The 23,201-nt window shown below is 44.0% G+C and carries 20 protein-coding genes, 3 pseudogenes and 1 other annotated feature; of the genes and pseudogenes, 22 read left to right on the plus strand and 1 reads right to left on the minus strand.

Annotated elements, in window-relative coordinates; all coding sequences use genetic code 11:
- Positions 1-167 precede the first annotated feature (167 nt).
- The 21 genes and pseudogenes from JCM21738_RS15690 to pyrE all read left to right on the plus strand — a co-directional run bounded on the left by JCM21738_RS15690 (position 168) and on the right by pyrE (position 21,611).
- A complete protein-coding gene (locus tag JCM21738_RS15690) occupies positions 168-440 on the plus strand; it encodes a YlmC/YmxH family sporulation protein (RefSeq protein ID WP_023614978.1) in 273 nt (90 codons plus the stop codon).
- A 64-nt stretch (positions 441-504) separates the two neighbouring features.
- Positions 505-1,335, plus strand: a complete 831-nt coding sequence (gene pgeF / locus JCM21738_RS15695; protein ID WP_023614977.1) for a peptidoglycan editing factor PgeF — start codon at positions 505-507, stop codon at positions 1,333-1,335.
- The gene (locus JCM21738_RS15700; protein WP_023614976.1) at positions 1,335-2,021 is read left to right on the plus strand and encodes a YggS family pyridoxal phosphate-dependent enzyme; all 687 of its coding nucleotides are present in this window, start codon (positions 1,335-1,337) and stop codon (positions 2,019-2,021) included. Before pgeF ends, JCM21738_RS15700 begins: the two co-directional genes overlap by 1 nt.
- Position 2,022: 1 nt before the next feature.
- Positions 2,023-2,462: pseudogene (locus JCM21738_RS15705) on the plus strand (cell division protein SepF).
- A 5-nt stretch (positions 2,463-2,467) separates the two neighbouring features.
- Positions 2,468-2,728, plus strand: coding sequence for a YggT family protein (locus tag JCM21738_RS15710; protein WP_023614974.1), 261 nt, complete (start codon positions 2,468-2,470; stop codon positions 2,726-2,728).
- A gap of 89 nt (positions 2,729-2,817) precedes the next feature.
- Entirely contained in the window at positions 2,818-3,591 is a 774-nt protein-coding gene (locus tag JCM21738_RS15715; protein WP_023614973.1) for a YlmH family RNA-binding protein, read from the plus strand.
- 91 nt (positions 3,592-3,682) lie between these two features.
- Positions 3,683-4,203 (plus strand): annotated as a pseudogene (locus JCM21738_RS15720) (DivIVA domain-containing protein).
- Positions 4,204-4,252: 49 nt separating this feature from the next.
- Positions 4,253-4,495: a binding site (T-box leader), on the plus strand.
- Positions 4,496-4,572: 77 nt separating this feature from the next.
- Complete coding sequence (ileS, locus tag JCM21738_RS15725; protein WP_023614971.1) at positions 4,573-7,332, plus strand: isoleucine--tRNA ligase; 2,760 nt, start codon at positions 4,573-4,575, stop codon at positions 7,330-7,332.
- A 313-nt stretch (positions 7,333-7,645) separates the two neighbouring features.
- Entirely contained in the window at positions 7,646-7,930 is a 285-nt protein-coding gene (locus JCM21738_RS15730; protein ID WP_023614970.1) for a TraR/DksA C4-type zinc finger protein, read from the plus strand.
- 395 nt (positions 7,931-8,325) lie between these two features.
- Entirely contained in the window at positions 8,326-8,817 is a 492-nt protein-coding gene (lspA, locus tag JCM21738_RS15735) for a signal peptidase II (protein WP_023614969.1), read from the plus strand.
- The gene (locus JCM21738_RS15740; RefSeq protein ID WP_023614968.1) at positions 8,789-9,700 is read left to right on the plus strand and encodes an RluA family pseudouridine synthase; all 912 of its coding nucleotides are present in this window, start codon (positions 8,789-8,791) and stop codon (positions 9,698-9,700) included. Before lspA ends, JCM21738_RS15740 begins: the two co-directional genes overlap by 29 nt.
- 216 nt (positions 9,701-9,916) lie before the next feature.
- Complete coding sequence (pyrR, locus tag JCM21738_RS15745) at positions 9,917-10,459, plus strand: bifunctional pyr operon transcriptional regulator/uracil phosphoribosyltransferase PyrR (RefSeq protein ID WP_023614967.1); 543 nt, start codon at positions 9,917-9,919, stop codon at positions 10,457-10,459.
- A 145-nt stretch (positions 10,460-10,604) separates the two neighbouring features.
- The gene (locus JCM21738_RS15750) at positions 10,605-11,924 is read left to right on the plus strand and encodes a solute carrier family 23 protein (protein ID WP_031307888.1); all 1,320 of its coding nucleotides are present in this window, start codon (positions 10,605-10,607) and stop codon (positions 11,922-11,924) included.
- Between the two features lie 177 nt (positions 11,925-12,101).
- On the plus strand, positions 12,102-13,046 hold the full coding sequence (locus tag JCM21738_RS15755; protein WP_023614964.1) for an aspartate carbamoyltransferase catalytic subunit: 945 nt from the start codon (positions 12,102-12,104) through the stop codon (positions 13,044-13,046).
- Positions 13,009-14,292, plus strand: coding sequence for a dihydroorotase (pyrC, locus tag JCM21738_RS15760; protein WP_023614963.1), 1,284 nt, complete (start codon positions 13,009-13,011; stop codon positions 14,290-14,292). Before JCM21738_RS15755 ends, pyrC begins: the two co-directional genes overlap by 38 nt.
- On the plus strand, positions 14,289-15,386 hold the full coding sequence (locus tag JCM21738_RS15765) for a carbamoyl phosphate synthase small subunit (RefSeq protein ID WP_023614962.1): 1,098 nt from the start codon (positions 14,289-14,291) through the stop codon (positions 15,384-15,386). Before pyrC ends, JCM21738_RS15765 begins: the two co-directional genes overlap by 4 nt.
- Positions 15,373-18,583: pseudogene (gene carB / locus JCM21738_RS15770) on the plus strand (carbamoyl-phosphate synthase large subunit). Before JCM21738_RS15765 ends, carB begins: the two are co-directional and overlap by 14 nt.
- Positions 18,580-19,353: a dihydroorotate dehydrogenase electron transfer subunit gene (locus JCM21738_RS15775; RefSeq protein ID WP_023614960.1), complete on the plus strand. Its 774-nt coding sequence runs from the start codon at positions 18,580-18,582 to the stop codon at positions 19,351-19,353. The pseudogene carB and the gene JCM21738_RS15775 overlap by 4 nt, the downstream one beginning before the upstream one ends.
- Positions 19,350-20,291, plus strand: a complete 942-nt coding sequence (locus JCM21738_RS15780) for a dihydroorotate dehydrogenase (protein WP_023614959.1) — start codon at positions 19,350-19,352, stop codon at positions 20,289-20,291. The genes JCM21738_RS15775 and JCM21738_RS15780 overlap by 4 nt, the downstream gene beginning before the upstream one ends.
- Complete coding sequence (gene pyrF / locus JCM21738_RS15785) at positions 20,263-20,979, plus strand: orotidine-5'-phosphate decarboxylase (RefSeq protein WP_023614958.1); 717 nt, start codon at positions 20,263-20,265, stop codon at positions 20,977-20,979. Before JCM21738_RS15780 ends, pyrF begins: the two co-directional genes overlap by 29 nt.
- Positions 20,976-21,611, plus strand: coding sequence for an orotate phosphoribosyltransferase (pyrE, locus tag JCM21738_RS15790; RefSeq protein ID WP_023614957.1), 636 nt, complete (start codon positions 20,976-20,978; stop codon positions 21,609-21,611). Before pyrF ends, pyrE begins: the two co-directional genes overlap by 4 nt.
- Positions 21,612-21,712: 101 nt before the next feature.
- Here pyrE and JCM21738_RS15795 read toward each other — a convergent pair whose 3' ends face one another.
- The gene (locus JCM21738_RS15795) at positions 21,713-22,726 is read right to left on the minus strand and encodes a DUF3231 family protein (protein WP_023614956.1); all 1,014 of its coding nucleotides are present in this window, start codon (positions 22,724-22,726) and stop codon (positions 21,713-21,715) included.
- Positions 22,727-22,955: 229 nt separating this feature from the next.
- Here JCM21738_RS15795 and JCM21738_RS15800 point away from each other — a divergent pair, with 229 nt between their 5' ends.
- Complete coding sequence (locus JCM21738_RS15800) at positions 22,956-23,150, plus strand: hypothetical protein (protein ID WP_035209644.1); 195 nt, start codon at positions 22,956-22,958, stop codon at positions 23,148-23,150.
- The last annotated feature ends 51 nt before the right edge of the window (positions 23,151-23,201 follow it).

A 23,201-nucleotide genomic window follows, 5' to 3' on the forward strand; every position in this document is an offset into this window, starting at 1 on the left:
CTTGCGCTTTTTGTTCTTTGATTATAAGTCAGTGCGTTGATGCCATTTTCTAAGAGGACAACTCCGTTAGATTCAAGATCCACTGAAGTAATTCATACATCTGTTTCCTCTTCATATATTTTATATAAGGGCTAATTAATGCCAAAGCGAAATCCGGAGGGATCTGTATGGTTAAAGTGACAGAATTTCAAGTTAAGGATGTTGTGAATGTCTCGGATGGAAAAAGGCTTGGTAATATAGAGGATTTTGAAATCAATTTAAATACCGGTAAAATCGAAGCTGTTGTGATTGGGAGTTCAGGTAAGGTGCTTGGATTCTTCGGAAAGGAAGATGAGGTTGTGATTCCGTGGACAAATATCCTGAAAATAGGTGAAGATGTCATTTTAGTCCGGTATAAAGACAGCGGGGGATATCTGCAGCATAAGGATAGTGAGGAGTAACATACTGTTGTTTTGCGGCTTGTATGTGATAAACTAGACAAAAAAAACGTGTGAGGTATAAGTAATGGAGCCATTCATCTTAGAAAGCCAGGAATATTTTAAAATTAAAGAGTGGATGGAGCGTTATCCTGGACTTGAAGCTGGATTCACGACAAAGAATGGCGGTGTGAGCAAGCAGGATGCATTTTCTGGTTTGAATTTCGGTTTTCATGTAGGAGACGAGCAGAATGCTGTTTGCGAAAATCGTCTCCTGCTGGCCGATAAGATCGAATTTCCTCTTTCCAGCTGGGTTGGAGCGGAACAAACTCATGATATCAGCATTGCCAAAATCGGAAAATCAGATCAAGGAAGAGGCTCAACGACCTATGATACTTCCTTTTCAGGAACGGATGGCTTTTTGACAGATGAGCAAGGAATTCTGCTGACACTTTGTTTTGCAGACTGTGTCCCTCTTTATTTTATGGAACCGGAGACAAGGATGATTGGAGTCGCTCATGCAGGCTGGAAAGGCACTGTTCAGGGAATTGCAGCCGAGATGGTCCGCAAATTTCAGCAAAATGGCGCAAAAACAGAAAAAATTTCTGCCATTATTGGCCCATCAATATGCAAAAAATGTTATATTGTTGATGAGAGAGTCATCAACTTAGTGAAAAATTTACTAGATGGTGTCGATATATTACCATATAATCAAATTAGTGAGGGCCAATATTCTCTCGATTTACAGGAATTAAACCGTCAGATCCTGTTAAAGACAGGGGTAAAAGGCGGGAATATACATGTAACCGATTTTTGCACTAGCTGCCATAGTGAGCATTTCTATTCCCATAGACGGGATAAGGGTAATGCAGGACGAATGATGGCTTATATCGGCTGGAAGGAGGATAGCCATCCATAATGAAAGTCAGGGAAAATCTGGAGGTTATCCAGAATCAAATAGCAGATGCCTGTAAAAAAACCGGGCGTAATCCAGAAGAGATCAAGATCATTGCGGTTACTAAATATGTTTCACCAGAACGGGCGCAGGAAGCCATTGAAGCTGGTGTCACCCATCTTGGTGAAAATAGGGATGAAGGTCTGCTTCACAAAATTGGCCAATTAGGGGACAAGCCGGTCTGGCATTTTATCGGGACGCTGCAAACGAGAAAAGTGAAAAGCATCATTGAGCATGTTACATATATCCATTCATTGGACAGGCTTTCGCTTGCCAAGGAGATCAACAAGCGGTCCGATTCAAAAGTGAGGTGCCTGATCCAGGTCAATGCATCCGGCGAAGAGAGCAAGCACGGATTAAAACCTGAGGATGTCATTGGTTTTGTCCAGGAATTGAAGCAGTTTTCCAATATCGAAATCAGCGGATTGATGGCGATGGCTCCTTTAACGGAGGATGAGCAAGTGATCAGGGAATGCTTCAGGACAGTGAAAAGGCTGCAAGCAGAAGTACAATCGCTTATGTATGACTATGCACCATGTAATGAACTGTCAATGGGAATGTCAAATGATTTTCAAATAGCTGTTGAAGAAGGATCGACAATGGTGCGTATTGGCACTGCCTTGGTAGGCAATGAATCGGAGGTGCATTAAAATGAGCTTAAAATCAAAAATTAAGACATTTTTTTTCCTGGAAGATGAATATGACTATAATGATGAGGAAATGCTCGAGGGAGAAGCCGAGCCTTTCAAGCCCAATAAACAGCATGTTCAGCAAAAGCAGAATGTTGTAAGCCTGCAAAGTGTGCAAAAGGCTTCAAAGGTAATCCTGATGGAGCCAAGAATGTATGCTGAAGCACAGGAAATTGCTGATCATCTAAAAATCGCCGGGCAGTAGTTGTGAACCTGCAGCGTATCGAACAGGACCAGGCAAGGCGTATAGTAGATTTCCTCAGCGGAACAGTCTATGCGATCAGCGGGGATATCCAGCGAATCGGCATGAATATCTTCTTATGTACCCCGGATAATGTAGAAGTAACAGGAAATATTTCTGAACTGATGCAGGAGCGGGATTACCAAGAGTCGAGGTGGTAGAGTAAATGGATGTAGTAATAGGCATAATAGCTCAGATAGTCAGTCTTTATCAGTGGGCCCTGATTATTTATATTTTCATGTCATGGTTCCCTAATGCAAGAGAAACAGCAATTGGACAATTTTTAGCACGTATTTGCGAACCTTTCCTGGAGCCTTTCCGACGGATTGTTCCTTCAATCGGCATGATTGATATTTCGCCAATCGTTGCGTTCCTGGTATTGCGTTTTGCTGTCAGCGGTTTGTATCAGCTCGCTGAATGGTTCTAATAGTAATCAATGCTTCTCATGCAGGGTCTGAATCAGGCCCTGCTTATTTTCTATCAATATGAATGTTTTAAGTGTAAAAGGAGAACAAAATGAGTATTTACCAGCATTTCCGCCCTGAGGAACGGGAATTCATCGATCAGGTCATTAACTGGAAAGAATATGTTGAACAAAACTATGCTCCGAGATTGACTGATTTCCTGGATCCGAGGGAGCAGCAGATACTCGCCACGGTCATCGGCAAGCATCCCGATGTTAAGTGGGAGCTGTTTGGCGGTGCATCAAATACTGAGAGAAAACGGGCATTCTTATTTCCTGAGTATTTGGTAGCTAAAGAAGAGGACTTCCAGGTAAAGCTTTTCGGAATCGATTATGCAAAGAAGTTTGTGAATATTGAACACCGCCAAGTTTTAGGCAGCCTGATGTCGCTTGGATTGAAGCGCGGTAAATTTGGAGATATCCTGATTGATGGGGATAACGTACAATTTTTTGCAGCTGAGGAAATCGCTGATTATATCCGTCTTCAATTAGAATCGATTGGCAGGGCATCGATTGGCTTGTCAGAGCTTCCGCTTGAAAAGGCGGTGGGAATAACCGAGGAATGGAATGAGATGACCACAACAGTATCGTCAATGCGGCTAGATACTGTCATGTCAGCACTGTTTAATATCTCTAGGCAAAAATCCCAGCTGCTCATCCAGCACGGCCAGGTTAAGGTCAATTGGACAGCGATTGAAAATACTGCTTTTGAATGCGGTGAAGGAGATATTATCTCCGCACGTGGATACGGTCGTGCTAAAATTATCACAATTGAAGGAAAAACAAAAAAAGATAAATATCGGGTTATTGCCGGGAGAAAAAAATAATTATATAGTAATAGAAGAAGGATTTTTAGTTTATTTGTCGAATCATTGCTTTAAGTACATAAAGGATTATAACTTAATGGGAGGTGGCGTCATGCCTTTAACGCCGTTAGACATACACAACAAAGAATTCAATAAGGGATTTCGCGGGTATGATGAAGATGAAGTAAATGAGTTTCTTGACAATGTGATCAAGGACTACGAACTAATTATCCGCGAGAAAAAAGAGCTTGAAGAAAAGCTGAATGAAACGAATTCCAGCTTGGCCATTTTACAAATATAGAAGAAACACTTAATAAATCCATTGTGATCGCGCAGGAAGCAGGGGAAGAAGTACGCCGCAACGCGCAAAAGGAAGCAAAGCTGATCGTCAAGGAAGCGGAAAAGAACGCTGACAGGATCATCAACGAATCATTATCCAAGGCCCGTAAAATCGCCCTGGAAATTGAAGAATTGAAGAAGCAGTCAAAAGTATTCAGGACAAGGTTCAAGATGCTGATCGAAGCGCAGCTTGATATGCTGAACACTGATGATTGGGATCATCTGCTTGAATATGAATTAGATTCAACAGAATTGAAAGCCGCTGCAAGAGAAGAAGAAGATTCACTGGCTTGACGCAGACACGCAATTTCGCATATAATTTCATAACAAAGTGCAATACATGACAGAAACGATGACAGGGACAGTATGGCGGTTCCAGTTGCTTGCTTTTCAGCGAAATGGGGAAGGTGGAAGCCCATTGCAAGCGGATAGCCAGAAAATCACCCGATAGTTCCGAGCTGAACATCCTTTTAGGATCTGTAAGTACAGGCGTGACATTCGCGTTAAGAATGCTAAGAGGACAGGATGATGAATCCTTGTCTATTTAGGGTGGTACCGCGGGAATAAAAACCTTCTCGTCCCTTTTCAGGGATGAAGAGGTTTTTTTATTTGTATCGTTACCTATCATGATATTGCTACGGTAAAAATAGGAGGATCAATAGAATGGAGTACAAAGACACTTTGCTCATGCCGAAGACCGAGTTTCCAATGCGAGGAAATCTTCCGAACAGGGAACCTGAAATCCAGGCAAAATGGGAAGAAATGAATATTTACGAAAAGGTTCAAAAGCACACTGAAGGACGTCCGCTATTCATCTTGCATGACGGACCTCCATACGCCAATGGAGATATCCATATGGGCCACGCACTTAATAAAGTCCTCAAGGATTTTATCGTCCGCTATAAATCAATGAGCGGTTTTTGCTCGCCATATGTACCTGGCTGGGACACTCACGGCTTGCCAATCGAGCAGGCATTGACGAACAAGGGAGTAAAACGCAAGGAGATGACGGTTGCTGAGTTCAGGAAGCTATGTGAAGAGTACGCTTATGAGCAAATCAACAACCAGCGTGAACAGTTCAAACGTCTTGGAGTGAGAGGCGATTGGGAAAATCCTTATATCACTTTGAAGCCTGAATATGAATCCCAGCAAATCAAGGTATTCGGCGAAATGGCCAAAAAGGGATACATCTACAAAGGCAAAAAGCCTGTCTACTGGTCACCGTCAAGTGAATCTGCACTTGCTGAAGCTGAGATTGAATACCAGGATAAGCGTTCTGCATCAATCTATGTTGGCTTCCCTGTACAAGACGGCAAAGGAGTTCTTGACCAAGATGTTGAGATTGTCATCTGGACGACAACTCCATGGACGATTCCTGCAAACCTTGGAATCTCCGTACATCCTGATTTGACATACGTTGTCGTAGAAGCTGACGAAAGGAAATTCCTTTTTGCTGAAGAACTTCTAGAAACGGTTACGAATGAAATCGGCTGGGAAACTGCTAAAACAGTTAAAAAAGTTGCTGGTAAAGAGCTCGAAGGTGTCCTTGCTAAGCATCCATTATATGACCGGACTTCACTTGTCATGCTTGGCGAACACGTTACTACAGATGCAGGTACTGGTTGTGTCCACACCGCACCTGGACACGGGGAAGATGACTTCCATGTTGGCCAGAAGTACGGCCTTGAAGTTTTATGCCCTGTGGATGACAAGGGTGTTATGACAGCTGAAGCAGAAGGTTTTGAAGGATTATTCTATGATCAGGCTAACAAGCCAATCACAGAAAAGCTTGAAGAAGCTCGTGCTTTACTGAAGTTGAGCTTCATCACACACTCATACCCGCATGACTGGAGAACGAAAAAGCCTGTTATCTATCGTGCTACAGCGCAGTGGTTTGCGTCTATCAAGGATTTCCGCAGTGAACTGCTAAAAGCCGTAGAAGAAACAAAATGGGTACCAGCATGGGGCGAAACTAGGCTATTCAACATGGTCCGTGACCGCGGTGACTGGTGTATTTCGCGTCAGCGTGCATGGGGGGTACCAATTCCGGTATTCTATGCAGAGAACGGGGAAGAAATCATTACGGACGAAACAATCGACCATGTTTCAAATCTTTTCCGTGAGCAAGGCTCTAATATCTGGTTTGAAAAGGAAGCTAAAGAATTGCTCCCTGAAGGCTTCAGCCATCCTGGCAGCCCTAATGGCAAGTTTACGAAAGAAACGGACATCATGGATGTTTGGTTCGACTCAGGCTCATCCCACCAGGCAGTGCTGGTAGAGCGTGATGACCTCCAGCGTCCCGCAGACCTTTATCTTGAAGGATCTGACCAATACCGCGGCTGGTTCAACTCATCATTATCAACAGCAGTTGCAGTAACAGGCAAAGCACCTTACAAAGGTGTATTGAGCCACGGTTTCGCACTAGATGGCGAAGGCCGCAAGATGAGTAAATCAATCGGAAACGTTGTCGTTCCTGCCAAGGTTATGAACCAATTGGGTGCTGATATCCTGCGTCTCTGGGTTGCTTCTGTTGATTATCAATCAGATGTACGTGTTTCTGACGCGATCCTTAAGCAAGTTGCTGAAGTGTACCGGAAAATCCGTAACACATTTAGATTCCTGCTTGGCAACCTTTCTGATTTCAACCCTGAAACAGATGCAGTGCCATTTGAACAGCTGCGTGAAGTTGACCAGTTTATGCTCGTGAAGCTGAACAAATTGATCAAATATGTACGCAATGCATATGACAATTATGAATTTGCAGGCGTCTACCATGCGGTCAACAATTTCTGTACACTTGACCTAAGTGCATTCTATCTTGATTTTGCAAAGGATGTCTTATATATCGAATCTGCGGATAACTCTGAGCGACGAGCTATTCAGACTGTATTGCATGAAAGCTTGCTTGCGTTGGTTAAGCTGACTGCTCCAATCCTTTCGCATACTGCTGATGAAGTTTGGGCTTTCATCCCTTCTGCTAAGGAAGATAGCGTCCAGCTTACAGAAATGCCTGAAGCAAAAGACTTCTCAAATGCAAAAGCTCTAGAGAACAAGTGGAACTCATTCATGAAGCTTCGTGACGATGTCCTGAAGGCCCTTGAAGAAGCAAGGAATCAGAAAGTCATCGGTAAGTCCCTGACTGCAAAAGTGTCTTTATACGTAAATGACAGCACAAAAGAGCTTCTTGATTCAATCTCTGAAAACCTAAGCCAGCTGTTCATTGTTTCAGGCTTCGAAGTGGCAGGAAGCTACGATCAGGCTCCTGACAACGCGATCAAGCTTGAAAATTCAGCGATTGTTGTTACAAAAGCTGAAGGTGAAACATGTGAAAGATGCTGGGTAGTCACACCAGAAGTCGGCAAAGTTGAAGAACACCCAACATTATGTGAACGCTGTGCAACTGTTGTGAAAGAGAATTACTAATCAACTTTCGGACTCCGGGATTTTATCCGGAGTTCTTTTTTTCTGGATAAGAAAGCATAAACTTATCCACTTAGATTAGTGTCTAGCTCCAGCGCCTAGCCCCTCGAGACGTTTCGGTCCGCCCGATGAAGTCAAAGAGCGACTTCACCGGTCGGCCCTCCAACGCTTGTCGGGGCTGAACAAGGCGCTTGCGCTTTTCTTATTGCCAATTATCATCCTCCTTGGGAAATCCTGCAGTACATGTAAAAAGTTTAACTGAGTCAGCAAGAAGCAACGGGAAATAATAGCTGTAAACAGGAACGGGGGCAGATACATGGAAAGTAATCTTGATTACATTTACAACGAGCTCCGCGAAACGAGAACAGAATTGTTAGCGTACCTGAATAACGGCCAGAAAGATGAGAGGATTTTGCAATACATTGTTGATGAATTAAACGATATAGAAACAGCATTGGAGAAAATGGAATATGGCGAGTATGGGAAGTGCGAAATATCTGGAGAATATTTACCTTATGAGTTTTTGCAGACAATACCTACAGCTAGATCAGCGAATGAATTGGAACATCTGGAACAATACTGGCGTAAACCAATCTATTAGTAAGTTTTATTAAAAATTTGTTTTTGTAAAAAGAGATCAATTCAAGAATGCATTTAGAAACTTAGAATTGTATTTCCACACAAACTGTACTGGAAAAAATCAATGAAAATTTCCAATTCGCTATAAAAGAGAAAAAATCACTATAAAATAAATTTTTTTCGCTATAAAAATAAAAAAATCGCTATAAAAAATAAATTTTCGCTATACAAATGGATATATCGCCAATAAACCATTTTGACAGTTCACTTTCGGTTAAAATCAAGATACTAATCGCTATTTTTAAGTTGAACTTTGCTGTTAGTAGGTGTTTTCTTACTCAAATTTATAAAATCTGTCGTTTTGATCTTATATGTGCTAAAATTCAAAGGTAATGAATTGATGTGGAGGTTACCTTTGTGTTTTATTACATAATTGCACTGTTTGTTATTTTGCTTGACCAGGTTACTAAATGGTTTATTGTCAAAAACATGGAGCTTGGGGAGAGCATAAAGGTCATAGAGAATTTTTTGTATATTACATCGCACCGTAACCGTGGTGCTGCATGGGGAATCCTGCAGGGACAAATGTGGTTCTTCTATGTCATTACCATCATAGTGGTGATTGGCCTTGTCGTCTATATACAAAAGGCAGCTAAAGGTAAGCTGTTGCTTGGTGTTTCGCTTGGTTTCATGCTGGGCGGGGCGATTGGGAATTTTATCGACAGGGTATACCGAAAAGAAGTGGTGGATTTTATCAACACCTATATTTTCGGATACGATTTCCCTATCTTCAATATCGCGGATTCTGCACTGGTGATCGGTGTAGGATTGTTGATGATTGACATGATCAGGGAAGAGAGAGAGGCGAAAAGAAAAGCTTATGGAGAAAATGGAACACATCATCAGTGAAGAACAGGCTGGTGACAGAATAGATAAAGTAGTTTCGACACTTGATGCAGAATGGTCGAGAAGCCAGGTGCAGCAATGGATCAAGGATGGCAACGTTCTTGTCAATGGAACTGAAATCAAAACAAATTATAAATGCAGCTTTAATGACAAGCTGGAAATCATCATTCCTGAGCCAGAAATGTTAGATGTAATTGCTGAGGAAATGGACCTTGAGATTTTTTATGAGGACGCAGATGTTCTTGTTGTGAACAAACCTAAGGGAATGGTCGTACATCCTGCGCCTGGACATATGACTGGAACGCTTGTTAACGGTCTGATGGCGCATTGTAAGGATTTATCAGGCATTAATGGCGTTCTCCGCCCGGGAATCGTCCATAGGATTGATAAGGATACATCCGGACTTTTGATGGTTGCCAAAAATGATATGGCACACGAAAGCCTGGTGAACCAGCTTGTAGCTAAAAGTGTTACTCGCAAATACAAGGCGCTCGTTCACGGAAATATCCAACATGATCATGGTACAATCGACGCTCCGCTTGGGCGCGATCAAAAGGACCGCCAGAGCATGACAGTAGTCGATAATGGCAAAAATGCGGTCACACATTTTAATGTTCTCGAACGCTTTAAGGATTTTACTTTTGTTGAGTGTCAGCTAGAAACAGGCAGGACGCATCAAATCCGTGTTCATATGAAATACATCGGCTATCCGCTGGCTGGAGACCCGAAATACGGCCCGAAAAAGACGCTCGATCTTGGCGGACAGGCATTGCATGCTGGACTTCTTGGTTTTGAGCATCCAAGGACAGGGGAGTATATTGAGTTTGAAGCTCCGCTTCCTGAATATTTCGTGCAGCTTTTGAACGATTTAAGAGAAAATCGTTGACAAAGTTCAACATCTATTTTAAGATGACTATAGTTTAATAAGTCCTTTAAAGACAGTCCCGTGAGGCTGAGAAGGAAACGGATTTGCAACAGGCATATGTTGTATGCCATGCTGCACGCTAACACCACACGTTTACCCTCTTGCCTAAACAGACAAGAGGGTTTTTTGCGAATAATATTCCGTTTTCAATCGTAAATGGAGAAGGAGTGAAAACAAATGGCTGAAAAAGCGGTTGTGCTTGACAACCAAGGAATCCGCCGGGCACTGACGAGGATTGCCCATGAAATCATCGAAAGAAACAAAGGAATCGAAGACAGCGTCATTGTCGGGATCCGTACGAGAGGAATTTATATCGCCAAAAGGCTTGCGGAAAGAATCCGCGAGATTGAAGGAGCGGACATCCCGGTAGGTGAGCTTGATATCACCCTGTATCGCGATGACTTGACGAAGAAGACGGATGACCAGGAGCCTGAGGTAAAAGGATCGGACATCCCGGTTGACATCTCGAATAAAAAGGTGATTCTGGTGGATGATGTCCTTTATACAGGCAGGACAGTACGTGCGGCGATGGATGCCTTGATTGACATCGGCCGGCCGGCGACCATCCAGCTTGCAGTGCTGGTCGACAGAGGTCACAGAGAGCTGCCGATCAGAGCAGACTTTGTGGGAAAGAACATACCGACATCAAGCTCGGAAAGAATCGTCGTCGAGCTTCAGGAAGTTGATGAAGAAGAACGCGTAAGCATTTTTGAAAAATAAATAATGCCCTTTTAAATGTAGTCCAGAGAGGCTGAAAAAGGGGGAGCGCATGGCTGATGGCTTTGTGCGGGCTTTTTTACCCAAACCCTCTTTGCAACTTCTGGCAAAGAGGGTTTTTGTTTTTAAAACAGAGAGGGGAATAAATATGAACAAACCAATCCTAGATATTAAAGATGTACCATCACCATTCCAGTGGTTCACACTTAGCCTTCAGCACTTATTCGCCATGTTTGGCGCGACAATACTAGTACCTTACCTGGTCGGCTTAAGCCCGGCAATCGCTTTGATTTCAAGCGGACTTGGAACGATCGCTTTCCTGATTATCACAAAATTTCAGGTTCCGGCTTACCTGGGTTCATCCTTCGCTTTCATCGCTCCTGTCATAGCAGCCAAAGCAGGCGGAGGACCTGGTGCGGCGATGATTGGAACATTCCTAGCCGGTCTGGTATACGGAATAGTAGCCCTGACCATCAAGAAGGCAGGCTACCGCTGGATCATGCGCCTGCTACCGCCAGTGGTAGTCGGCCCGGTCATCATAGTCATTGGACTTTCACTTGCAGGAACAGCGGTCAGCATGGCAATGAATGTCCCTGGAACTACTGAGTATAGCTTGATTCATTTCTCTGCGGCTTTAGTAACGCTTGCAGCGACAATCGTCTTCTCGATTTACGGAAAGGGAATGTTCAGCATGGTCCCAATCCTTGCCGGAATCATTGTGGGTTATCTTTACTCAATGGCAATAGGTATCGTAGACTTCAGCGGAGTAAAAAAAGCAGATATTTTCGAGATGCCAGACTTCATCTTCCCTTTCGTTCATTACAATGTAAGCATCAGCTGGGAAATCGTCATGCTGATGGTTCCAGTAGCAATCGTTACTTTGTCCGAGCATATCGGCCACCAGCTTGTTCTGAGCAAGGTTGTCGGCAGAGACTATATTAAAGAGCCCGGCCTTCACCGCTCCATCATGGGTGACGGAATGGCTACGATGATTTCGGGCTTGATTGGCGGACCGCCAAAGACAACTTACGGTGAAAACATCGGTGTACTAGCAATTACTAGAGTATATAGCGTGTATGTACTGCTTGGAGCAGCCATCATCGCAACAGTATTCGGATTCATCGGCAAAATTACAGCATTGATCAGCTCAATCCCAACACCTGTCATGGGCGGCGTCTCAATCCTGTTATTCGGGATCATCGCTTCATCAGGTTTGAGAATGCTTGTCGACAGCAAGATTGACTTTGGCAATACTCGTAACCTGGTCGTCTCATCGGTCATCCTGGTTATCGGGATTGGCGGAGCATTCATCAAGCTGAATGAAAACTTCGAAATACATGGGATGGCTTTAGCGGCACTAATCGGTGTCATCCTTAACCTAGTCCTTCCTGGACGTCCAGAATTAGAAGAAGATATGTTTGAAATGGAAGAAGAAAAAAAAACTGAGAAAAAGAACGATGTAGCATAGTACCACCTTTTAATAAAGTCCAGAGAGGCTTGGAAGGGTGTTATGGGCGAACCGGCTTATTCAAGATGGACGCAAACCTGGAATTACCGGGTTTATGCCGGCAAGCTCATACTTAAGCACCCTGTTGGACAGAAAACAGGGTGCTTTTTTCTTGCAAAAAAGATGGGGGGATCAGCGATGAAATGGGATTTACTGACGACATCACAGCTTAGTGCAAAAGAAATACAGGAAATTATTTTGTCCGCAAGTGAATTTGCTGGCGGGGAGATGTGGCAGCCGAAAGAAAAGCTGTTCATCAGCAATTTATTTTACGAGCCAAGCACGAGAACGAAATCGAGCTTTGAGATGGCTGAACGCAAGCTGGGACTTGAGGTAATCCCATTTGAGGTCCAGACATCAAGTGTACTAAAAGGTGAAACATTGTACGACACCGTAAAAACGCTTGAAGCAATTGGCACCAACGCAGTCGTGATCAGGCACAGTACGGATAATTTTTTTTCAGAACTTGAAAAAGGCATTAATATTCCAATAATCAATGCCGGTGACGGAAAAGGGCATCATCCAACACAATCATTGCTGGACCTGATGACAATCCAGCAGGAATTCGGAAGGTTTACAGATCTTACAGTCACGATCATCGGTGATATTCTACACAGCCGTGTTGCGAGGTCCAATGCAGATGCGCTTATAAGACTTGGAGCAAAAGTTGTTTTTTCTGGACCTGAAGATTGGGTGGATCAAAACCAGCTTCCTCCGGGCTGCTGCTATATGTCAGCAGACGAGGCAATCGAGTTGGCTGATGTGGTCATGCTTCTTCGTGTACAGCATGAACGGCATGATGGCAAACTCCTGTTTGATAAGAATGAGTACCACCGAAAGCATGGTTTAACGCTCGAAAGAGAAAAGCTGATGAAACAGGGGAGCATCATCCTCCATCCTGCACCGGTCAATCGCGGTGTAGAAATCGCAGATGATCTAGTTGAAAGTCCAAAGTCACGTATCTTTAAACAAATGGAAAATGGTGTGTACATTAGAATGGCAGCGTTAAAAAGAGCGCTTGAAAATAGAAATGGGGGACTGGAATATGTCGATTCTAATCAAGAATGGCAAACTAGTTACTGAAAATGGGTTTGAAACAGTAGATATTTTAATAGAAAACGGAAAAATCGCAAAAGTTGGTCCTGAAATCTCTGCAGATGCTAAGCAAATTATTGATGCAGAAGGTAGGCTGGTGGCACCAGGATTGGTTGACCTGCACGTTCATCTGCGCGAGCCAGGCGGCGAGAAAAAAGAGACGATTGCTACTGGTACGCTGGCTGCAGCGAGGGGCGGCTTCACAACTGTAGCCGCAATGCCGAATACAAGGCCTGTTCCGGACTCAAAAGACCAGATGGAATGGCTTCAGAGAAAAATTGAGGAAACAGCTTCTGTAAGGGTTTTGCCATATGCCTCTATTACTGTACGTGAACTAGGACAGGAGCTAACGAATTTTGCAGAATTGAAGGAAGGCGGTGCATTTGCCCTGACTGATGATGGTGTGGGAGTCCAATCAGCAGGGATGATGCTTGAAGCAATGAAAAGGGCTGCAAAGCTTGATATGGCAATCGTTGCACATTGCGAAGAAAATACATTGATCAATAAAGGCTCTCTCCATGAGGGAAGGAAAGCTGCTGAACTGGGTATCAATGGAATCCCGTCAGTATGTGAATCTGTACATATAGCAAGGGACATCCTGCTTGCAGAAGAAGCAGGTTGCCACTACCATGTCTGCCATATCAGCACGAATGAATCAGTCAGGGCAGTACGTGACGCGAAGAGGTATGGCATAAAGGTCACAGCAGAAGTAACGCCGCATCATTTACTTTTGAATGAAGATGACATAATAGGAAATGATGCCAATTATAAAATGAATCCACCGCTAAGAAGCAAGGCAGACCAGGAGGCGTTGATTGAAGGACTGCTAGACGGGACAATTGATTTTATCGCCACTGACCATGCACCGCATACAATCGGGGAAAAAGCAGAGGGAATCCAGCTAGCGCCATTCGGAATTGTTGGTCTTGAAACAGCGTTCCCGCTCTTATATACACATATGGTGAAAACAAACATCATTACCTTAAAACAGTTGATTGAGTTTTTGACTGTCAAACCAGCCAAAGCATTTGGATTGCCTTATGGTGAGCTGAAAGTTGGCGTGCCGGCCGATGTGATATTGATTGATCTTGATGAAGAAAAGGAAATCAATCCAGATGAGTTTTTATCAAAAGGAAAAAATACACCATTTGCAGGCTGGAGCTGTAAGGGATGGCCTGTGCTGACGATTGCTGAAGGAAAAATAGTCTGGGAAAAGGGAGTTGTGACGGCATGAAGAAGCAGCTGATATTAGAGGAAGGCACGGTTTTTATTGGAGAAGGCTTTGGAAGTGAGACGGCGACGATGGGGGAAGTTGTCTTCAACACAGGAATGACTGGGTATCAGGAAATCCTGTCTGATCCATCATACTGCGGACAAATTGTAACATTCACATATCCGCTAATAGGGAATTATGGAATCAACCGGGATGATTTTGAATCAATCAGTCCTGCTGTCCAGGGTCTCGTCGTGAAGGAAAATGCTGAATTTCCATCAAATTGGCGCTCTGAACTGTCTTTGGATGCTTATCTTAAAATGAAAAACATTCCGGGCATAGCTGGAATCGACACAAGAAAGCTGACAAAAATCATTCGAAAACATGGAACCTTAAAGGGATCTATTTGCGGGATTGAAGAAGATCCCCAGGAGGTTATTGCCTATCTTAAAAGCAAAATCCTTCCGAACAATCAGGTATTGCAAGTATCAACGAAAACAGCTTATCCGAGCCCAGGACGCGGCCACAGGGTTGTACTGGTTGATTTTGGCCTGAAGCATGGGATTTTGAGGGAACTGATTGATCGTAATTGTGATGTGGTTGTCGTCCCTTATAATACGACTGAACATGAAATCCTCAGCTTGAGTCCAGATGGCATCATGCTGTCAAATGGACCTGGCGACCCAAAGGATGTTCCAGAAGCAATCGAAATGATCCAGGGTTTGCTAGGCAAGGTTCCATTGTTCGGGATTTGTCTCGGGCACCAGCTGTTCGCCCTTGCCTGCGGTGCAAATACCGAGAAAATGAAATTCGGCCATCGTGGCTCAAACCATCCAGTAAAAGATCTGCGAACAGGGAAAGTGGCTCTGACCTCACAAAACCATGGATATACAGTTACCGAAGAATCTATCGCAGGGACACAGCTTGAGGTTACGCATATAGCTTTAAATGATGGAACGGTTGAGGGCCTTGCCCATAAAACCGCGGCGGCATTCACTGTCCAATATCACCCCGAAGCGTCACCAGGACCGGAGGATGCGAACGAATTATTCAACCAATTCATCGAGCTAGTTGAAGCAGAAAAAAAGGAGGCTGTTACAAATGCCAAAGCGTAAAGATGTTAACAGTATTTTAGTCATCGGGTCAGGCCCGATCATCATCGGCCAGGCCGCAGAATTCGATTATGCAGGCACACAGGCATGCATCGCGCTGCGTGAAGAAGGCTATAAGGTAATCCTCGTCAACTCGAATCCAGCAACCATCATGACTGACACGGAAATTGCGGACGTCGTATACATAGAGCCGCTTACTCTTGAGTTTGTGGCAAGGATCATCCGCAAGGAGCGACCGGATGCTATCCTGCCAACCCTTGGCGGACAAACAGGTTTAAATATGGCTGTTGAACTTGCCAAAGCAGGTGTATTGGAAGAATGCGGCGTGGAAATTCTCGGAACCAAGCTGGAAGCGATCAACCAGGCTGAGGACAGGGAGCTGTTTAGAAGCCTGATGAACGAGCTTGGACAGCCGGTGCCTGACAGCGACATCATATACAATCTAGAAGAGGCCTATACATTTTTGGAGAGAGTCGGATATCCAGTGATTGTTCGCCCTGCATTTACGATGGGAGGAACTGGGGGCGGAATCTGCAGCAACGAAAAAGAATTGATTGAGATTGTTACAAGCGGCATTAAAAATAGTCCCGTTGGTCAATGCTTGCTTGAAAAAAGCATTGCCGGATTCAAGGAAATTGAATATGAAGTGATGCGGGACAGCAATGATAACGCCATTGTCGTCTGCAATATGGAAAACTTCGATCCGGTTGGAGTCCATACAGGAGATTCCATCGTCGTGGCGCCGAGCCAGACATTGAGTGACCGCGAATACCAGCTTCTGAGGAATGCCAGCTTGAAAATCATCAGGGCGTTGAAAATTGAAGGTGGCTGCAATGTCCAGCTCGCTCTTGATCCGGACAGCTTTAACTACTATGTAATCGAAGTAAATCCAAGAGTCAGCCGTTCGTCAGCATTGGCCTCAAAAGCGACTGGCTATCCAATCGCCAAGCTTGCGGCAAAAATTGCTGTTGGACTGACACTAGATGAAATGCTGAATCCGGTGACGGGAAAAACATATGCCTGCTTTGAGCCTGCGCTGGATTATGTCGTAACTAAAATCCCGCGATGGCCATTTGACAAATTCGAATCCGCTAACCGGACACTTGGAACACAAATGAAAGCAACAGGTGAAGTGATGGCAATCGGCCGCACTTTCGAAGAGTCGCTGTTAAAGGCTATTCGTTCGCTTGAAGCCGATGTGATCCACCTTTCTTTGAGTAATCAAATCGAAATTAACGATGAATTGCTTGAAAAGAGGATTCGCAAGGCAGGGGACGAGAGATTGTTTTACCTTGCAGAGGCAATCAGAAGAGGCATTTCAATTGAAACTCTCCACAATTGGAGCAAAATCGATTTATTTTTCCTTCATAAATTAGAGAGATTGATAGCTTTTGAGCAAGTGATTGCTGAGAAGAAATTTGACCTGGAAACAACTAAATCAGCAAAGCAGAAAGGATTTTCCGATAAGGTAATAGCCGATCTGTGGAATGTGGAGGAACAGGCCGTTTACGAATGGCGTCTTGAGAACAGGCTGATTCCTGTTTTTAAAATGGTCGATACTTGTGCTGCTGAGTTTGAATCAGAAACGCCATACTTCTATTGTACATATGAAGAAGAAAATGAATCAATAGTGACAGAAAGAAAAAGCGTCATTGTACTGGGTTCGGGTCCAATCAGGATTGGTCAGGGCATCGAATTCGATTACGCAACTGTTCACTCCGTTAAAGCAATCAAAGAAGCGGGTTATGAGGCAATCATCGTCAATAACAACCCTGAAACGGTCTCTACCGATTTTAGCATCTCAGATAAGTTATACTTTGAACCGTTAACAATTGAGGATGTCATGAACATTATCAATCTCGAAAACCCGATTGGCGCTGTCGTCCAATTCGGCGGGCAAACAGCGATTAATCTGGCCTCAAAGCTGGTTGACAGGGGAGTGAAGATTCTCGGAACAAGCCTTGAAGACCTGGATCGAGCTGAAGACCGCGATAAATTTGAACACGCACTATCTAACTTGCAAATCCCGTTGCCGAAGGGAAGCACAGCGAAGTCAGTACAAGAAGCAGCATTGATTGCAGCTGAAATCGGCTACCCAGTCCTTGTGCGCCCATCCTATGTACTTGGCGGAAGAGCATGGAGATTGTCTATAAGGAAGAAGAACTTCTGCATTATATGAAAAACGCTGTGAAGGTCAATCCGGATTATCCGGTGCTGATCGATCGTTATCTGACTGGAAAAGAAGTAGAGGTCGATGCGATTTCCGATGGAGAAAATGTACTGATACCGGGCATCATGGAGCATATCGAAAGAGCTGGAGTCCACTCGGGTGATTCAATCGGCGTCTATCCGCCACAAAGCCTCAGCGAGGAAGTTAAACAAAAGCTGGTAAACTTTACGATCGATCTTGCAAGAGGGCTGAACATTGTCGGTTTGCTAAATATTCAATATGTAATTGCTAATGAAGAAGTCTATGTGCTCGAGGTGAACCCGCGCTCAAGTCGTACGGTGCCATTTCTGAGCAAAATCACGAATGTTCCGATGGCAAAAATCGCAACGAAGGTCATCCTTGGCCAGAGTCTGCAAGCGCAGGGATACGAAACCGGTCTTGTACCTGAGCAGGATGGAGTTTTTGTGAAGGTGCCAGTGTTCTCTTTTGAAAAATTACGCCGCGTAGACATTACGCTCGGACCGGAAATGAAGTCTACCGGAGAAGTTATGGGCAAGGATACAACGCTGGAAAAAGCTTTGTATAAGGCATGATTGCTGCCGGTATGAAAATAAAGGAATTCGGTACAGTCCTGCTTACAGTCGCAGATAAGGATAAAGAAGAAACATTGGCACTTGCGAAGAGATTCTCGAACATTGGCTATCAATTGATGGCGACAGAGGGTACAGCCAAACATCTCGAGAATGCCGGCATTAAGGTGAAAACCGTCGGGAAAATCGACTCAGAAAGCCTGAACCTGATTGATGTGATTCGAAAAGGAGAAGCACAGATGGTCATCAATACGTTGACAAAAGGCAAGCAGCCTGAACGTGATGGGTTCAGAATCCGCCGCGAATCAGTGGAAAATGGCGTGCCTTGCTTGACTTCACTGGATACTGCAAAAGCGATTTTAAGAGTCATTGAATCTATGACATTTTCAGCAGATGCCCTAAAGCCGATGGAGTCGGCCAAAGAAGGTGTGCTTTCATGATCAGGCAGGAAAACTGCAAGATCGTCAGCAACAGACCAATTGCAGATAACATCTTTGAACTAGTCTTGGAAGGTGAACTTTCCGCTGAAATGGCACAGGCCGGACAGTTTGTCCATGTAAAAGTGACAGACGGATTCGATCCGCTGCTGCGAAGGCCGATAAGCATCGCTTCAATCAATGATGGGTCGTTCACAATCATTTACCGGAGGCAGGGAAAAGGCACATCCCTGCTTGCCGATAAATCCATAGGTATGATTGTCGATGTCCTGGGACCTTTAGGCAATGGCTTTCCGGTGGATGAAGCGTATCAGGGTCAGACAGCTGTCCTGGTTGGCGGAGGAGTAGGTGTTCCTCCCATGTATGAGCTTGCTAAGCAGCTGGCCCGTAAAGGGGTAACCGTTATAAGCATTATAGGATTTCAGTCATTTAACGCTGTTTTTTACGAAAAAGAGCTGGCTGAATTCGGGGAAGTTTATGTGGCGACTGTTGATGGATCATATGGAAGAAAAGGATTTGTCACTGAGATTCTTGATGGGTTAGAGGTCCAACCAGATATTGTCTTTGCTTGCGGTCCAACACCAATGTTGCGGGCAATCGAGAATGGACATTATGCACAGAAAACATACTTGTCCCTAGAAGAGCGGATGGGGTGCGGAATCGGTGCATGCTTTGCATGTGTCTGCCATACGAAGGATGATCCACAAGGTTTCACTTATAAAAAGGTCTGCAGTGATGGGCCAGTTTTCCAAGCAGGGGAGGTTGTCATATGAGTTCGCTATCGATTCATCTGCCGGGACTAAATTTGAAAAATCCGGTAATGCCGGCTTCAGGATGCTTTGGTTTTGGGAGAGAGTTCAGCCAATTATATGACTTGAGTTTGCTAGGGGCAATCATGATAAAAGCGACAACTCCGGAACCGCGATTCGGAAATCCGACTCCAAGGGTTGCCGAGACGCCGGGCGGAATGTTGAATGCAATTGGCCTGCAAAACCCTGGGCTAGAAAAGGTCTTCAATGAAGAGCTTCCATGGCTAGACCAGTTTGATGTGCCAATCATTGCGAACATCGCTGGTTCAACGGAGGATGATTATGTAAGGGTAGCAGAACAATTGTCCAAGGCTCCCAATGTCCATGCACTTGAATTAAACATATCATGTCCAAATGTTAAAACAGGCGGCATCGCATTTGGCACGGACCCAGACATGGCCAGGGCACTTACCCGAAAGGTAAAGGAATTATCTGAAGTGCCTGTGTATGTAAAGCTTTCTCCCAATGTATCTGACATTGTCAAGATCGCCAGGGCAGTTGAGGATGGCGGTGCGGATGGACTTACGATGATCAACACTTTACTTGGCATGAGAATCGACCCTATGACAGGGCAGCCGATTCTTGCGAATAAAACTGGCGGCTTGTCGGGCCCTTCAGTAAAACCAGTCGCCATCAGGATGATCTATGAAGCCAGCCAGCATGTATCGATCCCAATCATTGGAATGGGAGGAATTCAATCCGCTGAAGATGTCATCGAGTTCTTCCTTGCCGGTGCAAGTGCTGCAGCGGTCGGAACCCAGAATTTTGTAGATCCTTTTGTATGCCCGAAAATCATTGAAGAATTGCCGGAATGGCTTGCTAAGCTAGGGGCAGACCATATTTCAGAATTAACGGGAAGGAGCTGGAAGAAGAATGAAAGACTCGCTTATTATCGCCCTTGATTTTCCGAACAAGGGACAGGTGCGTGAGTTCCTTGAACCATTTGAAAATGAACAGCTTTTTGTAAAAGTTGGAATGGAGCTTTTTTATGCCGAAGGGCCGTCAATCATTGAGGAGTTAAAGAAGCAGAATCATAAAATCTTCCTTGACCTGAAACTCCATGATATTCCTAATACGGTAAAAAGTGCGATGAAGGTGTTAGCTAGTTTAGACTGTGACCTTGTCAATGTCCATGCTGCTGGAGGATCGGAGATGATGAGCGCTGCACTGGAGGGGCTGGAATCTGGAACAGCTCCGGGACAAAAGAGACCCTGCTGTATCGCAGTCACCCAGCTCACAAGCACGTCTGAAATCCAGGTTAAGCTGGAACAACAAATTGAAGTAGGCTTGCAGGAATCGGTATTGAACTATGCGAAACTTGCACAAGGGTCTGGCCTTGATGGAGTGGTCTGTTCTCCTCATGAAGCCAGTTTTATTCACTGCCAATTGGGTGCAGAATTCCTGACCGTCACACCGGGTATTCGCCCTGCGGACAGCGGGCATCAGGACCAGAAGCGTACGGCAACACCTGAGTTTGCAAGAGAACAAGGAATTTCGGCGATCGTCGTCGGCAGGCCGATTACACGAGCAATCAATCCGCTTGAAAGCTACCTAAAGATCAAAAATGCATGGAAGGGTGTTTACCAATGAAAAGAGAAATAGCAGAAGCATTGCTGGAAATCGAAGCCGTTAGCTTACAGCCTGACAATCCATTTACATGGTCTTCGGGGATGAAGTCACCGATTTACTGCGATAATCGACTCACGCTATCTTACCCTTCTATCAGGAGGAAAGTGGCTGAAGGGCTGAAGAGTTTGATTGTTGAGCATTTCCCAGGAGCTGAGATGATCTCCGGAACAGCTACTGCTGGAATTCCGCATGCAGCATGGGTCAGCGAACTGCTTGATTTGCCAATGAGCTATGTCCGATCCAAAGCGAAGGGACATGGAAAAGGAAATCAGATTGAAGGAAAGGTTACAGATGGCCAGAAGGTGGTAGTTGTCGAGGATCTAATCTCAACCGGAGGCAGTGTTATTGATGCAGTCGAGGCATTGCGGGAAGCAGGCTGCGATGTACTAGGGGTAGTCTCGATTTTTACATATGAATTGGAAAAAGGTGCCCAGCAGCTTATTTCCGCGAATATCGCCGCATATTCTCTGACTGACTTTTCGACTCTTGCGAATTTAGCGGAGGAAAAGGGCTTAATCAACAAAGAGAGTCTGGATAGCCTGGCCGAATGGCGTAGTGACCCAGCTGAATGGGGAACAGCTAGGCATAATTAAAGAGAAAACATGCAGCCATAAATAAAAGGCTGCGTGTTTTTCATATTAAACAGTATACGGGTTGACTTAATAGTTAAGGAATGAGCAGTTAAAAGAGCTTTTTACTGGCTATTGGATAACGCATCTTTATCATCAGCTAGGGGCGGCCGCTCAAGCCATCCATTTTTTATTAACAGCTGTGCCCCAACTTCTGCATATAACCCGATTTCTGTGACAAGTCCTGTATACTCTAAAGCAAGATCCCGTCTTTGTGATACTGACAATCCTGCACTATAAAACCCAATAGCTGCAGAAACTAATGTGACGATGTGAAATAACATCAGTTTGTCTGAAAATGGAGGAACAGTTGAATTAGTAACTTCTGATATCCATAAATGAGGAGAAGATAAATTGTCTTTAATTAGAAATGACCTAAAAGTCTCGAAATGTTTCTTGCATATATCTCTTCCTTTATTAAAATATTTCTGGAGTTCTTTTGATTGGCAGACTTGTCCAAATCCAATTTCCAGCACAACTTTTACTGCAGTCTTTTGCATATTGAAACTAAGCCCGCTAATTTCCATTGCATTTAATGGCCGCTTTTTTCCAAACCAGCCAGTTAGATAACTTTTATCGTTTACAAAATCAACATTTTCTGGACTATTGATATGTGGTGTTCTGCTGTAAATGCCTTTTTTTAGCATTAAGTGAACAGTTCGTTCGTATAATTCCATAGCTTCCTTGTTGCATTGAATAAAATAGGTGATTTGGTCAGCGCGGACAGAAGTTCCTACTGCTCCGGCATAGCCTGTCATGCCATGTAACGTCATGATATGCATATATACCAACATGAAAGTATCTGAAAATAATGGGGGAGCATTAAGATTAATATCTTGCTCTATTGTAAAACCTTTTGGAACCGGGTAATTTTCTTGTTTCAGAAATTCTTTAATTTTAACAATATGAGGTTCGGCAATGCTAAGGGCGAATTGAAGGATTTCCTTGATGCCCACATCTTTTACATTTTTAATGGAATGATTTAGTACACAAATAGTTAGTGAATCATTCATATATTGAGACCAAAGGTTCGCTAATTCCCCTGATGTCAGGCTGACGTTATGGTTAATATCTTCCACGAAAAAAACCTCCAACTATAAATCGCATTTACATTAACGTATGTATTTTAGAGAAGATTACTATTGTGAAGTTATTATTCGAAGATAACTATTTTTTTATCCAATAACCTTTTCTGCTTGTAATCTGTGTTTCAAGGTGAGTAGGATAGTGAACAAAATTGGGTTCTCAGGTTAAACAGGATATGAACATAGAACATTTTTGAGTTACAATATTATTGGTGGAATCGTCTTGACTGCGTTTTGGCTAACCGCAGGATTTTCACAGGGGAATATTGCATGGGTAGAGAATAACCTGTTCCTTACTTTATTCATGGTATCTTTTACTGCCTTCATTCCTGCAATCATGGGTTTTGTTAAACAATATAAAAAGAAGAAAGAGGCAATAGCTCATAGCATTACAGATATGAGTTTAATGGTCAGTTAAAAACAGAACCCGCCGGTAGCATTGAATACCAGGCGGGTTTTTTAATTGGTT

The organism is Mesobacillus boroniphilus JCM 21738 (genome assembly GCF_000517385.1).
Classification (GTDB): Bacteria; Bacillota; Bacilli; order Bacillales; family Cytobacillaceae; genus Mesobacillus; species Mesobacillus boroniphilus.